The 14,377-nt window shown below is 55.0% G+C and carries 15 protein-coding genes; 13 read left to right on the forward strand and 2 right to left on the reverse strand.

Annotation, left to right across the window (positions count from 1 at the left end; translation table 11 throughout):
- Positions 1–105 precede the first annotated feature (105 nt).
- The 10 genes from fabZ (at position 106) to ACA108_04030 (ending at position 11,975) form a co-directional block, all read left to right on the forward strand.
- A complete protein-coding gene (gene fabZ, locus ACA108_03985; GenBank protein ID XEX96717.1) occupies positions 106–561 on the forward strand; it encodes a 3-hydroxyacyl-ACP dehydratase FabZ in 456 nt (151 codons plus the stop codon).
- A gap of 3 nt (positions 562–564) precedes the next feature.
- A complete protein-coding gene (lpxA, locus tag ACA108_03990; GenBank protein XEX96718.1) occupies positions 565–1,353 on the forward strand; it encodes an acyl-ACP--UDP-N-acetylglucosamine O-acyltransferase in 789 nt (262 codons plus the stop codon).
- Positions 1,354–2,502, forward strand: a complete 1,149-nt coding sequence (lpxB, locus tag ACA108_03995) for a lipid-A-disaccharide synthase (protein ID XEX96719.1) — start codon at positions 1,354–1,356, stop codon at positions 2,500–2,502. It begins immediately after the preceding gene.
- A complete protein-coding gene (gene rnhB, locus ACA108_04000; GenBank protein ID XEX96720.1) occupies positions 2,499–3,095 on the forward strand; it encodes a ribonuclease HII in 597 nt (198 codons plus the stop codon). Before lpxB ends, rnhB begins: the two co-directional genes overlap by 4 nt.
- Before the next feature lie 38 nt (positions 3,096–3,133).
- The gene (gene dnaE, locus ACA108_04005) at positions 3,134–6,616 is read left to right on the forward strand and encodes a DNA polymerase III subunit alpha (GenBank protein ID XEX96721.1); all 3,483 of its coding nucleotides are present in this window, start codon (positions 3,134–3,136) and stop codon (positions 6,614–6,616) included.
- Positions 6,617–6,628: 12 nt separating this feature from the next.
- Positions 6,629–7,588 (forward strand): acetyl-CoA carboxylase carboxyl transferase subunit alpha, encoded by a 960-nt coding sequence (gene accA / locus ACA108_04010; GenBank protein XEX96722.1) that lies wholly within the window; start codon positions 6,629–6,631, stop codon positions 7,586–7,588.
- Positions 7,589–7,704: 116 nt separating this feature from the next.
- Entirely contained in the window at positions 7,705–9,846 is a 2,142-nt protein-coding gene (locus ACA108_04015; GenBank protein ID XEX96723.1) for a lysine decarboxylase LdcC, read from the forward strand.
- 57 nt (positions 9,847–9,903) lie between these two features.
- The gene (locus ACA108_04020; GenBank protein XEX96724.1) at positions 9,904–10,293 is read left to right on the forward strand and encodes a VOC family protein; all 390 of its coding nucleotides are present in this window, start codon (positions 9,904–9,906) and stop codon (positions 10,291–10,293) included.
- A gap of 63 nt (positions 10,294–10,356) precedes the next feature.
- Positions 10,357–11,667 (forward strand): tRNA lysidine(34) synthetase TilS, encoded by a 1,311-nt coding sequence (tilS, locus tag ACA108_04025; GenBank protein ID XEX98012.1) that lies wholly within the window; start codon positions 10,357–10,359, stop codon positions 11,665–11,667.
- Entirely contained in the window at positions 11,664–11,975 is a 312-nt protein-coding gene (locus ACA108_04030) for a cytochrome c (GenBank protein ID XEX96725.1), read from the forward strand. Before tilS ends, ACA108_04030 begins: the two co-directional genes overlap by 4 nt.
- Positions 11,976–12,026: 51 nt before the next feature.
- Here ACA108_04030 and rof read toward each other — a convergent pair whose 3' ends face one another.
- On the reverse strand, positions 12,027–12,287 hold the full coding sequence (rof, locus tag ACA108_04035; protein ID XEX96726.1) for a Rho-binding antiterminator: 261 nt from the start codon (positions 12,285–12,287) through the stop codon (positions 12,027–12,029).
- Positions 12,274–12,474: a YaeP family protein gene (locus ACA108_04040; GenBank protein ID XEX96727.1), complete on the reverse strand. Its 201-nt coding sequence runs from the start codon at positions 12,472–12,474 to the stop codon at positions 12,274–12,276. The genes rof and ACA108_04040 overlap by 14 nt, the downstream gene beginning before the upstream one ends.
- Before the next feature lie 203 nt (positions 12,475–12,677).
- Here ACA108_04040 and ACA108_04045 point away from each other — a divergent pair, with 203 nt between their 5' ends.
- The 3 genes from ACA108_04045 to nlpE are packed head-to-tail and all read left to right on the forward strand — an operon-like array spanning position 12,678 to position 14,374.
- On the forward strand, positions 12,678–13,220 hold the full coding sequence (locus ACA108_04045) for a YaeQ family protein (protein XEX98013.1): 543 nt from the start codon (positions 12,678–12,680) through the stop codon (positions 13,218–13,220).
- A complete protein-coding gene (gene arfB, locus ACA108_04050; GenBank protein ID XEX96728.1) occupies positions 13,220–13,639 on the forward strand; it encodes an alternative ribosome rescue aminoacyl-tRNA hydrolase ArfB in 420 nt (139 codons plus the stop codon). Before ACA108_04045 ends, arfB begins: the two co-directional genes overlap by 1 nt.
- A gap of 36 nt (positions 13,640–13,675) precedes the next feature.
- Entirely contained in the window at positions 13,676–14,374 is a 699-nt protein-coding gene (nlpE, locus tag ACA108_04055) for an envelope stress response activation lipoprotein NlpE (protein XEX96729.1), read from the forward strand.
- The last annotated feature ends 3 nt before the right edge of the window (positions 14,375–14,377 follow it).

Genomic DNA, 14,377 nt, shown 5'->3' on the forward strand with positions numbered 1-14,377 from the left:
CAGCCCCAGATACGTTGTATTTTGATTTGCGGCCTGCAAGCTATCTCCGATAGCCGCAGGCCGTGTTATTATTGTCATTTAGTATATTTGGACAGGAAGAGTATTTTGACTACCGACACTCATACTCTGCACATTGAAGAGATTTTAGAACTTCTGCCGCACCGTTATCCGTTCTTACTGGTTGATCGCGTGCTGGATTTTGAAGAAGGTCGTTTTCTGCGCGCAGTAAAAAATGTCTCCGTTAACGAGCCATTTTTCCAGGGCCATTTCCCTGGCAAACCCATTTTCCCGGGCGTTTTGATTCTGGAAGCAATGGCGCAAGCCACAGGCATTCTGGCGTTTAAAAGTGTTGGTAAACTGGAACCTGGCGAACTGTATTACTTTGCAGGCATCGATGAAGCGCGCTTTAAGCGCCCGGTTGTGCCTGGTGATCAGATGATCATGGAAGTAACTTTCGAGAAAACCCGCCGTGGTCTGACGCGCTTTAAAGGCGTGGCAACCGTTGACGGTAAAATTGTCTGCGAAGCAACCATGATGTGTGCCCGCAGCCGGGAGAGCTAATACGTGATTGATAAAACCGCCTTTATTCATCCATCCTCCATTGTGGAAGAGGGTGCCGTCATTGGTGCCAACGTTCACATTGGCCCGTTTTGTGTGGTTGGCCCGCATGTTGAGATCGGTGAGGGTACGGTACTGAAGTCTCACGTCGTGGTGAATGGTCATACGACTATTGGCCGTGACAACGAGATTTATCAGTTCGCCTCCATTGGTGAAGTTAACCAGGACCTTAAATATGCGGGTGAGCCGACCCGTGTGGAAATTGGCGATCGCAACCGCATCCGCGAAAGCGTCACCATCCATCGTGGTACAGAGCAGGGCGGCGGATTGACGAAGGTGGGCAGCGATAACCTGCTGATGATCAACGCCCACGTGGCGCATGACTGCACCGTAGGTAATCGCTGTATCCTCGCGAATAACGCAACGCTTGCCGGCCATGTTTCCGTCGATGATTTCGCGATCATCGGTGGCATGACCGCAGTTCACCAGTTCTGCATTATCGGTGCACACGTGATGGTTGGCGGCTGCTCCGGTGTAGCACAGGATGTTCCACCGTATGTTATCGCGCAGGGAAATCACGCCACGCCGTTTGGTGTCAATTTCGAAGGATTGAAGCGTCGCGGCTTCAGTAAAGAAGCGCTGCATGCTATTCGCAACGCTTACAAACTGTTGTATCGCAGCGGCAAAACCCTCGACGAAGCTAAGCCGGAAATCGCTGAGCTTGCTAAGCAGCATCCGGAAGTAAATGCATTTGTTGAATTTTTTGCCCGCTCTACGCGCGGTCTGATTCGCTAAATGAAGCCTGGCCGTCCCCTCACGATTGCCCTGGTCGCCGGAGAAACCTCCGGTGATATTCTTGGTGCAGGTCTGATTCGCGCGCTGAAAGCTCGCCACCCGGATGCCCGCTTTGTGGGTGTCGCCGGGCCGCGCATGCAGGCAGAAGGCTGCGAAGCGTGGTATGAGATGGAAGAGCTGGCGGTAATGGGCATTGTTGAAGTGCTCGGTCGCCTGCGTCGTCTGTTAACAATCCGCGCCGATCTTACCCGCCGCTTCACCGAGCTTGCACCCGATGTCTTCGTCGGCATCGATGCACCTGATTTCAACATCACGCTGGAAGGCAATCTCAAGAAGCAGGGCATTCGCACGATTCATTACGTTAGCCCGTCAGTCTGGGCCTGGCGTCAAAAACGCGTTTTCAAAATTGGCAGAGCCACCGACCTGGTGCTTGCTTTTCTGCCTTTCGAAAAAGCGTTTTACGACAGATTCAACGTTCCCTGCCGCTTTATCGGCCATACCATGGCGGATGCAATGCCGCTGGATCCGGATAAAAATGTGGCGCGCGCAACGCTGGGTATCTCCCCTGACGTGAAGTGCCTGGCCCTGTTGCCGGGCAGCCGCGGGGCGGAAGTCGAAATGCTAAGTGCTGATTTTCTGCGTACGGCGCAGCTGCTGCGCAAGCGCTTCCCGGATCTTGAAATCGTGGTTCCGCTGGTTAATGCCAAACGCCGCGAGCAGTTCGAACGCATCAAGGCTGAAATAGCCCCGGAGCTGCATGCCCATCTGTTAGACGGCATGGGCCGCGAGGCGATGGTTGCCAGTGATGCTGCGCTGCTTGCCTCAGGTACGGCGGCGCTGGAGTGTATGCTCGCGAAATGCCCGATGGTCGTTGGCTATCGCATGAAGCCGTTTACCTTCTGGCTGGCAAAGCGGCTGGTGAAAACCGAGTACGTTTCGCTGCCAAATCTGTTGGCCGGGCGTGAGCTGGTAAAAGAGCTGCTCCAGGAGGCGTGTGAGCCTGTCGGGCTTGCCGCCGTGCTTGAGCCGCTACTGGAAGATGGGGTGCAGAGCCACCAGATGCACGATACCTTCCGCCATCTGCACGAACAAATTCGCTGTAACGCAGACGAACAGGCGGCAGACGCCGTGCTGGAGTTAGCAAAATGATAGAATTTATCTATCCGCACACGCAGCTGGTTGCGGGTGTGGATGAAGTGGGCCGTGGCCCGCTGGTCGGTGCTGTCGTTACGGCAGCCGTCATCCTCGACCCGGCAAAACCTATTGTCGGTCTGGCAGACTCCAAGAAACTTTCCGAAAAGCGTCGCAACGCCCTTTATGACGAGATCATCGAAAAGGCATTGTGCTGGAGCCTGGGCCGTGCAGAGCCGGAAGAGATTGATAAGCTGAATATTTTGCATGCCACGATGCTGGCAATGCAGCGCGCGGTCGCCGGTCTGGCCGTTGTGCCTGAGTACGTGCTGATCGACGGTAACCGCTGCCCTGCGTTACCGATGCCTTCTCTGGCGGTGGTCAAAGGCGACAGCCGCGTGGCAGAAATCAGCGCCGCTTCTATTCTTGCCAAAGTCACGCGAGATCGTGAAATGGCGACGCTGGATCTTAGCTTCCCGCAGTACGGGTTTGCGCAGCACAAAGGCTACCCAACCGCTTTCCATCTCGAAAAGCTTGCAGAGCATGGTGCCACCGAGCATCATCGCCGCAGCTTCGCCCCGGTCAAACGCGCTCTTGGGCTTGCATCCTGACCTGCGGGTTTCTGGCACACACTTAATCGGAAAGAGAAATGGCTGAACCACGTTTCGTACACCTGCGGGTGCACAGTGACTATTCCATGATCGACGGGCTGGCAAAAATCGGGCCGCTGGTCAAAAAGGCCGCGGCGCTGAACATGCCTGCGCTGGCGATCACCGATTTTACCAACCTTTGTGGGCTGGTTAAGTTCTATGGCGGGGCCCACGGTGCGGGGATCAAGCCGATTATTGGCGCGGATTTTAACGTCGCCAACGAACTGCTGGGCGATGAGCTCAGCCACCTGACCGTGCTTGCGGCCAACAACGTTGGCTATCAAAACCTGACCCTGTTGATTTCAAAGGCCTACCAGCGCGGATACGGTGCGGCTGGCCCGATTATCGACCGAGGCTGGCTTGCCGAACTGAATGAAGGGCTGATCCTGATTTCCGGCGGGCGGATGGGGGATATTGGCAAAAACTTGTTGCGTGGCAATCATGCCCAGGTCGATCAGTGCCTGGCGTTTTACCAGCAGTATTTTGCCGATCGCTTCTACCTCGAGCTGATCCGTACCGGCCGTGCCGATGAAGAGAACTATCTGCATGCTGCCGTCGCGCTTGCCGAAGAGCGCGGCCTGCCGGTAGTGGCAACAAACGACGTGCGGTTTATCGATGCGACCGACTTCGACGCCCACGAGATCCGCGTGGCGATCCACGACGGCTTCACCCTCGACGACCCGAAACGTCCGCGCAACTACTCCACGCAGCAATATATGCGCAGCGAAGATGAGATGTGCGAGCTGTTCTCGGACATCCCGGAAGCGTTAGAGAACAGCGTGGAGATTGCCCGCCGCTGCAACGTTACCGTCAGGCTCGGCGAATACTTCCTGCCGCAGTTCCCCACTGGCGAGATGACCACCGAAGATTTCCTTGTTGTGAAATCGAAAGAAGGTCTTGAAGAGCGCCTTGAATTCCTGTTCCCGGACCCGGAAGTGCGCGCTGAAAAACGCCCGCCTTATGACGAGCGTTTGGATATTGAACTTCAGGTTATCAACCAGATGGGCTTCCCTGGCTACTTCCTGATCGTTATGGAGTTCATCCAGTGGTCGAAGGATAACGGCGTGCCCGTAGGTCCAGGCCGTGGTTCCGGTGCGGGGTCGCTTGTCGCCTATGCGCTGAAAATTACCGATCTGGATCCGCTGGAGTTTGACCTGCTGTTCGAACGCTTCCTGAACCCGGAGCGCGTCTCGATGCCCGACTTCGATATCGACTTTTGCATGGAGAAGCGTGACCGCGTTATCGATCACGTAGCCGAAATGTACGGTCGTGATGCGGTATCGCAGATTATCACCTTCGGTACGATGGCGGCGAAAGCGGTTATCCGCGACGTGGGACGAGTACTGGGCCACCCGTACGGTTTTGTCGATCGTATCTCTAAACTGATCCCACCCGATCCGGGCATGACGCTTGCTAAGGCCTTTGAAGCCGAACCGCAGCTGCCGCAAATTTACGAAGCGGATGAAGAAGTTAAAGCGCTGATTGATATGGCGCGCAAGCTGGAAGGCGTCACGCGTAACGCCGGTAAGCATGCCGGTGGTGTGGTTATTGCCCCAACTAAAATTACCGATTTCGCGCCGCTCTACTGCGACGACCAGGGGCAAAACCCGGTCACCCAGTTCGATAAAAACGATGTGGAATACGCGGGTCTGGTGAAGTTCGACTTCCTCGGCTTGCGTACGCTTACCATCATCGACTGGGCGCTGAAGATGATTAACCCGCGCCGGGAAAAGCAGGGGCTGGAGCCGATTGATATCGCCGCCATCCCGCTAGAAGATAAGAAAAGCTTCGATATGCTTCAACGCTCGGAGACCACCGCGGTCTTCCAGCTTGAATCCCGCGGCATGAAAGATTTGATTAAGCGCCTGCAGCCCGACTGCTTCGAAGATATGATCGCCCTGGTGGCCCTGTTCCGTCCGGGCCCGCTGCAGTCCGGCATGGTTGATAACTTTATCGACCGTAAGCACGGTCGCGAAGCCATCTCCTATCCTGATATTCAATGGCAGCATGAAAGCCTGAAGCCGGTGCTGGAGCCGACCTACGGCATCATCCTGTATCAGGAACAGGTCATGCAGATTGCCCAGGTGCTTTCGGGTTATACCCTTGGCGGCGCGGATATGCTGCGTCGCGCAATGGGTAAAAAGAAACCCGAAGAGATGGCCAAGCAGCGTTCCAGCTTTGAAGACGGTGCGAAAGAGAACGGCATCGACGGCGAGCTGGCGATTAAAATCTTCGATCTGGTCGAAAAATTCGCGGGTTACGGCTTTAACAAATCTCACTCCGCCGCCTACGCGCTTGTTTCGTACCAGACGTTATGGCTGAAAGCGCACTACCCGGCTGAGTTTATGGCGGCGGTAATGACCGCCGATATGGACAACACCGAGAAGGTCGTGGGCCTGGTGGACGAATGCTGGCGCATGGGGCTGAAAATCCTGCCGCCGGATATTAACTCCGGGCAGTACCATTTCCACGTCAACGATGAGGGTGAGATCGTTTACGGTATCGGCGCTATTAAAGGCGTCGGCGAAGGCCCTATCGAAGCGATTATTGAAGCACGTAACGAAGGCGGCTACTTCCGGGAACTGTTCGATCTTTGCGCTCGTACGGATACCAAAAAGCTCAACCGCCGCGTGCTGGAAAAACTGATCATGTCCGGGGCGTTTGACCGCCTGGGACCTCACCGCGCCGCGCTGATGAACGCGCTGGGCGATGCGCTGAAGGCCGCCGACCAGCATGCGAAAGCAGAGGCTATCGGTCAGGCGGATATGTTCGGCGTGCTGGCCGATGAGCCGGAGGTCGTTGAGCAGTCTTATGCCAGCGTCATCCCGTGGCCGGAACACACGGTGCTGGACGGTGAAAGGGAAACCCTTGGTCTGTATCTGACCGGGCACCCCATCAACCAGTACCTGAAAGAAATTGAGCGCTATGTCGGTGGCATGCGCCTGAAAGAGATGCACCCGACAGAACGTGGTAAAATGACCACGGCTGCGGGTCTGGTGATTGCCTCCAGGGTCATGGTGACCAAAAGAGGCAATCGCATTGGCATCTGTACTCTCGACGACCGTTCTGGTCGTCTGGAAGTGATGTTATTCACAGATGCGTTAGAAAAGTACCAGCATCTGCTGGAAAAAGACCGTATCCTGATCGTCAGCGGACAGGTCAGCTTTGATGACTTCAGCGGCGGCCTTAAAATGACCGCTCGTGAATTGATGGACATTGACGAGGCCCGTGAAAAGTATGCGCGCGGGCTTGCTATCTCGCTGACGGACAGGCAAATTGATGACCAGCTTTTAAACCGTCTCCGTCAGTCTCTGGAACCTCACCGTTCGGGGACAATTCCAGTACATCTCTACTATCAGAGGGCGGATGCACGAGCACGTTTGCGTTTTGGCGCGGCGTGGCGTGTTTCCCCCAGCGATCGTTTACTCAACGATCTCAGAACGCTGGTAGGTTCGGAGCAGGTGGAACTGGAGTTTGACTAATACAGGAATACTATGAGTCTGAATTTCCTTGATTTCGAACAGCCGATTGCAGAGCTGGAAGCGAAAATCGATTCCCTGACCGCCGTTAGCCGTCAGGATGAAAAATTGGATATTAACCTGGACGAAGAAGTGCAGCGCCTGCGTGAAAAAAGCGTAGAGCTCACCCGTAAGATCTTCGCCGATTTAGGAGCATGGCAGATTGCTCAGCTGGCGCGCCATCCACAGCGCCCGTACACCCTCGACTATCTTCGTCTGGCTTTTGATGAGTTTGATGAACTGGCAGGTGACCGTGCTTATGCCGATGATAAAGCTATCGTCGGCGGCATCGCGCGTCTTGATGGCCGTCCGGTGATGATCATCGGCCACCAGAAAGGGCGTGAAACGAAAGAAAAAATTCGCCGCAACTTCGGGATGCCCGCACCAGAAGGCTACCGTAAAGCACTGCGCCTTATGGAGATGGCTGAGCGTTTTAATATGCCCATCATCACCTTCATCGACACCCCAGGGGCATACCCTGGCGTGGGTGCGGAAGAGCGTGGACAGTCCGAAGCTATCGCACGCAATCTGCGAGAAATGTCCCGCCTGAAGGTGCCGGTCATCTGTACGGTGATTGGCGAAGGCGGTTCCGGTGGTGCGCTGGCGATTGGCGTGGGCGATAAAGTGAATATGCTGCAGTACAGCACCTATTCCGTTATCTCCCCGGAAGGCTGCGCCTCTATTCTGTGGAAAAGTGCCGATAAAGCACCGCTGGCCGCAGAAGCGATGGGTATCATTGCCCCACGCCTGAAAGAGCTGAAGCTGGTCGATACCGTTATCCCTGAACCCCTGGGCGGCGCGCATCGTAACCCGCAGGCTATGGCCGCGTCTCTGAAAGCACAGCTGCTGGCCGACCTGGCGGATCTTGACGTGCTGAACAAAGACGAGCTGCTAAACCGTCGTTACCAGCGCCTGATGAGCTACGGCTACGCCTGATCTTCCTGTCCAGATTGACCTTAAGGGCCGGATTTTCCGGCCCTTTTTTCGTTTTAAGAAACAATGAAAAACGCATTGCGCTATGCTTACCGGAGACTTTTTCCAGGAGGTAAGCTGTGAATATCATTGCCATCATGGGGCCGCAGGGCGTTTTTTATAAGGACGAGCCGATCAAAGAGCTGCACCAGGAACTTGAGAAACAAGGCTTTCAGCCCATTTACCCCACCAACAGCACCGACCTGCTTAAGCTCATTGAACATAATCCTCGCATCTGCGGCGTGATTTTTGACTGGGACGAATACAGTCTCGACCTGTGCAGCGACATCAACCTGCTGAACGAATACCTGCCGCTGTACGCCTTTATCAACACCCATTCGTCGCTGGACGTCAGCGTCAACGAAATGCGCATGGCGCTGTGGTTCTTCGAATACGCCCTGAGCGCGGCGGAAGATATTGCTCAGCGCATTAAGCAGTACACCAACGAGTATCTCGACAACATCACTCCGCCGCTGACCAAAGCCTTATTCACCTACGTGAAAGAGGGTAAATACACTTTCTGTACACCCGGCCACATGGCGGGAACGGCCTACCAGAAAAGCCCGGTTGGCTGCCTGTTCTATGATTTCTTCGGCGGTAATACGCTCAAAGCAGACGTGTCGATCTCGGTCACCGAGCTGGGATCGCTGCTGGACCACACCGGCCCGCACCTCGAGGCTGAAGAGTATATTGCCCGCACCTTTGGCGCGGAGCAGAGCTACATGGTGACGAACGGGACTTCTACCTCAAACAAGATTGTCGGTATGTATGCCGCTCCGTCCGGGAGCACCGTATTAATCGATCGTAACTGCCATAAATCCCTCACGCATCTGCTGATGATGACGGATCTGATACCCATCTGGCTAAAGCCGACGCGCAACGCGCTGGGGATTTTAGGCGGTATACCGAAGCGCGAATTCCTTCGTGAAAGTATAGAAGCGAAGGTGGCCGCCACGCCGGAGGCCCAGTGGCCCGTTCATGCGGTAATCACTAATTCCACCTACGATGGCCTGCTCTACAACACTGAATTTATCAAGCATGCTCTTGACGTTCCCTCCATCCACTTCGACTCCGCCTGGGTGCCGTACACCAACTTCCACCCGATCTATCAGGGCAAAAGCGGCATGAGCGGCGAGCGCGTGCCGGGAAAAGTGATCTACGAAACCCAGTCCACCCATAAACTTCTGGCGGCGCTATCGCAGGCCTCGCTTATCCATATCAAAGGGGATTACGACGAGGATACGTTTAACGAAGCGTACATGATGCACACCACAACATCGCCGAGCTATCCGATAGTCGCATCGATTGAAACCGCCGCCGCCATGCTGCGTGGCAACCCGGGTAAGCGTCTTATTAACCGCTCCGTAGAGCGCGCGCTGCATTTCCGCCGTGAAGTGCAGCGGTTACGCGAGGAATCCGAAGACTGGTTCTTTGATATCTGGCAGCCGGAACACGTGGACGAAGCGGCCTGCTGGCCCATCTCTCCGGGCGAAGAAGACTGGCATGGTTTCAAAGATGCTGATGCTGACCATATGTATCTCGACCCGATTAAAGTCACGATTCTGACGCCGGGCATGAGCGAGCTGGGTGAAATGGCTGACGAAGGGATCCCCGCCGCGCTGGTGGCGAAGTTCCTGGACGAGCGTGGCGTGGTGGTCGAGAAAACCGGGCCGTATAATCTGCTGTTTCTGTTCAGCATTGGGATCGATAAAACCAAAGCGCTCAGCCTGCTGCGTGGCCTGACGGAATTCAAACGATCCTACGATCTCAATCTGCGGGTCAAAAACATGCTGCCGGATCTTTATGCGGTGGATCCTGATTTTTATCGCAACATGCGTATTCAGGATCTGGCGCAGGGGATCCATAAGCTCATCAAGCAGCATAATCTGCCGGATCTGATGCTGCGGGCGTTTGACGTATTGCCAGAGATGAAGCTGACGCCGCACGAGGCCTACCAGCAGCAGGTTAAAGGCAATGTGGAAACCGTGGAAATCGAACAGCTGATTAACCGGGTGTCCGCCAACATGATCCTGCCGTATCCGCCGGGCGTGCCGGTCGTTATGCCGGGGGAGATGATCACCAGCGAGAGCCGCGCGGTGCTCGATTTCCTGCTGATGCTTTGCTCCGTTGGCGAACATTACCCTGGTTTCGAAACCGACATCCACGGCGCAAAGCTGGGGGAGGATGGCATCTACAGGGTACGAGTCTTAAAAAACTCGTAGTCTCTTGCTTTGCCAGGGCGCGGTGGTTAACGTGCCCAAAAAGACAAAGGAGCACCTATGCTGGGTTTAAAACAGGTTCATCACATTGCTATTATCGCCTCGGATTATCAGGTCAGTAAGCATTTTTACTGCGATATCCTGGGTTTTACGCTTGAGGCAGAAGCCTACCGGGAAGCAAGAGATTCCTGGAAGGGTGACCTGGCGCTGAACGGCCAGTATGTCATTGAGCTGTTCTCTTTCCCGTTTCCCCCGGCACGTCCGAGCCGTCCGGAAGCCTGTGGCTTACGCCATCTTGCGTTCAGCGTTGACGATCTGGATCGGGCCGTTGAGCATCTCGAAAAGCATGGTGTGGCCTGCGAAGAGATTCGTATCGATCCGTTCACCGACAAACGTTTCACTTTCTTTGCCGACCCTGACGGCCTGCCGCTGGAACTTTACCAGCAGTAACGCTTGCCTCTCTCGCCGTTGCCCGGTAACGTGCCGGGCAAACCCTTACGTAAATTGCTGACTATGGATCTGCGTCCGTTACTTTCATCACTTCATCCGCATCGCAACCTGCTGGTGGCATTTAGCGGTGGGCTGGATTCCACTGTTCTGCTGCATCAGTTGGTCACGCTTCGCGGCACCCTCGCTCCTGAACTCACTCTGCGCGCTATGCATGTCCATCATGGGCTCAGCCCGAACGCGGACGAATGGGTACAGCATTGCCAGCAGCTGTGCGCGAACTGGGATGTCCCGCTGGAGGTAGCTCATGTGCAATTGGCGGATGACGGGCAGGGGACAGAAGCTCAGGCTCGTGCGGCACGCTATCATGCGCTGTCGGGCGCTTTACTGCCGGGTGAAGTTTTGCTGACAGCGCAGCACCTGGACGATCAGTGCGAAACTTTCCTGCTGGCGCTTAAGCGCGGTAGTGGTCCGGCCGGGCTTGCGGCCATGCCTGCGAAACTCGACTTTTCAGGCACCAGTTTGCTGCGCCCCCTGCTCGGACAGCGCAGGGAGGAGCTGGAAACATGGGCAAATGCTCATCAGCTGACGTGGATCGAAGATGAAAGCAATCAGGATGATGCCTATGACAGGAATTTCCTGCGTTTGCGCGTCCTGTCGATACTCCAGCAGCGCTGGCCGCACTTCTCCCGCAGCGTTGTGCGCAGCGCTGAACTTTGCGGGGAGCAGGAAGCGCTGCTTGATGAGCTGCTTGCGGAGCAGCTCTCGTCCCTGCTGCAGCCAGACGGCGCATTATTAATTGCGCCACTCGCCAGCCTTAGCGACATCCGACGCGCGGCGCTAATTCGCCGCTGGTTTGCGTTTCATCGGGCAGCAATGCCTTCTCGTGCTGCGTTACAACGAGTGTGGGACGAGATAGCGTTAAGCCGCGAAGATGCCAACCCTCGCGTAAAGCTGGGCGAGCACGAGGTGCGTCGTTTTCAGGGAGCGCTATACTGGGTGCCGCTGGTCGACGGGCAGGGGGACACGGTATTGAACTGGAAAGCTCCGTTTGCACCGTTGGTGCTTCCTGCAGGTCTCGGTATGCTAAATATTGGTGAGACAGGGCAGGCTGTTCGCGCTCCGCTTGCTGATGAGCCTGTTAGCGTGAGATTTAAGGCGAGCGGCAATCTGCATATCGTCGGGCGCGAGCGGGGCAGAACACTGAAGAAAATCTGGCAGGAGCTGCACATTCCCTCCTGGCAGCGGGACACCACGCCGCTGATCTTTTACGGCGAACGGCTAATTACCGCCCCGGGTATATTTGTCACCCGTGAGGGGCAGGCAACAAATCATTCATGCTGGCATATAGACTGGCAAAAGGAGAGGCAGCAATGAAAAGAGCAGTAGTGCTGGTCGGGCTGATGATGTGCAGCTTGCCTGCTCTGGCGAACGGTGATGCCCAGGCCGGCGAGCAGAAAGCAGCGATGTGCGTCGCGTGTCATGGCGCAACCGGTAAAGTCTCTGTGCCAATGTATCCAAACCTGGCCGGACAAAATGAAAAGTATCTCGAGCACTCGCTTCAGGCGTACAAAAAAGGCGAGCGCAGCGGCGGGCAGGCGGAAATCATGAAGGCCTACGTCAGCGGTTTATCCGATGAGGATATCAGCAATCTTGCCGCGTACTATTCTTCCATGCAGCCATAAAAAAACGGGCAGCCATCAGGCTGCCCGCTTCATATTTTAGCAATGAATATTTTACTCTTCGCTCACCACAACAGTACCAATCTGAGGATTACTGAAGCTGGCAATCTTATCGAGGCGAACCTCAAGCGTGCTACCCGCATCATCGATAATGAGATATTCGACGTTTTTACGAGACACCAGGTCGCTTGCTTTCGCTTTCAGTACTTCCCCGCTTTTTAACTCCAGCGTCAGTAACAAATTTTGCTGGCAGGCGAGCTCGAGATTGTCATAGTCATCACAATTGATGGGTTGATAGGCATCATTCATTGACATAATCGCTCACCAGTAAGTTCGCGGCGGCATAAGCCGCCTGTTCCCTGATTGATTCTGGCTGTGCTTCATTACAGGCCACTTCATTCAGCACCTTCAGGACGCAACCTAGCGCATCCGGAATATAACCTAAATCACCGCTCGCGATCTCCGCGTAGCGTTGTCGAACGAGTTCACAATACTTTTCCACATGCCCTCCTGTCAGAGTCTCGACTTCAGACTTACTCGTGGATGCAACTTAAGCCTACGAGGATAAACTCTGTTTAGCAAGGTGACTATACCACAGCCATGAAACCGATATCAGTTGCGCCTATCTGCGGCGGCGCTAATAGATAACAGCGTTTTAGCGAGCTTTTCGTTACAATGAGCGCCAAATCAGTGTGGAGAAGTATGATGGCGTTAAAAGCGACAATTTATAAAGCGTTGGTCAACGTGGCCGACCTCGATCGCAATAAGTTCATGGATAGCAACCTGACGCTGGCGCGCCATCCTTCTGAAACCCAGGAACGCATGATGCTGCGCCTGCTGGCGTGGATAAAATACGCCGACGAGCGTCTGGTCTTCTCCCGTGGGTTAAGCGCGGAAGAAGAGCCGGAAATCTGGCAGCGCAATGATCACATGGGTATCGATCTGTGGATTGAGCTCGGCCTGCCTGACGAACGCCGTGTAAAAAAAGCCTGTAGCCAATCGGCTGAGGTGGCGCTTTTTACCTACAATAGTCGTGCAGCGGAGATCTGGTGGCAGCAAAATCAGAACAAGCTGAGCCAGTTTAAAAATCTCAGCATCTGGTATCTGGACGACGAACAGCTGGCACAGCTGAGCGCATTCGGCACCCGCAGTATGAATCTGCAGGCAACGATTCAGGACGGTGCTATCTGGCTGTCGGACGCAGAGAATAACGTCGAAATTCACTTCACTCCCTGGCTTCGTCACTAATGATCGCTATTTCAAGGTCGGTAGACATCCCCGATCAGGAAGTGACGATCACGGCGATTCGAGCGCAGGGAGCAGGTGGTCAGCACGTGAATAAAACCTCGACGGCGATTCACCTGCGTTTTGACATTCGCACCTCCAGCCTTCCTGAGTATTATAAAGAGCGGCTGCTTGCGGCCAACCACCATTTGATTACGCCGGACGGCGTGGTGGTGATAAAAGCCCAGGAATACCGCAGCCAGGAAATGAACCGTGAGGCAGCCGTAGCCCGCCTGGTCTCTTTAATAAAAGAATTAACCGCAGAGCAGAAGAGCCGCAGGGCGACCCGGCCTACGCGGGCATCAAAAGAGCGCAGGCTGGCCTCAAAGTCGCAAAAGTCGACGACAAAATCATTACGCGGTAAAGTCCGACGCCCAGAATGACAGGGGACGTCAGGTCATCAGCATAAGGAACAGACGATGAAGAAAAAATTACTCCTGTCCGCAGTGGCTGCCTTTAGCCTGTTTGCGCTTTTTGGCTGTAACAATCGCGCCGAAGTCCAGACGCTGCAGCCAACTCAGACCGCTGAACTCAAGCCAATGCAGCAGAGCTATAAAGGCTTACTCCCCTGTGCAGACTGCGAAGGAATAGAAACTTCGTTGTTCCTCGAGAAGGACGGCACCTGGGTCATGAACCAGCGCTATCATGGCGCGACATCTCCCACGGTATTCGCTTCTTACGGAAGCTGGGCGCGTACGGCGGATAAACTTGTGCTGACCGAAAGTGACGGCGAGAAACTCTATTTCCGCCCGAAAGGTGACGCGCTGGAGATGCTGGACCGTGAAGGCAATCCGATAGAATCCCAGCTTAACTACACGCTGCAGCCAACGCGTGATGCGTTACCAGCCACGCCAATGGCTATGAAAGGGATGTACAAGTACATGGCAGACGCCGCTATTTTCCAGGATTGCGCAACCGGTCGTACGTTTGCGGTAACCAGCAACGCTGAACTTGAACGTGGTTATGCTGCCGCCCGTGGCAAAGATATGCAGCCAGTGCTGCTAAACGTTGAGGCCCACTTCACGCTTGAGTCCAACCCGGACAGCGGCGAACTGCAAAAAACGCTGGTGGCCGATAAGTCCGCGAAGTTTGAAGCCGGGAAAGATTGCTCAAATTGATGG

This window comes from Dryocola sp. LX212 (genome assembly GCA_041504365.1).
GTDB lineage: Bacteria > Pseudomonadota > Gammaproteobacteria > Enterobacterales > Enterobacteriaceae > Dryocola.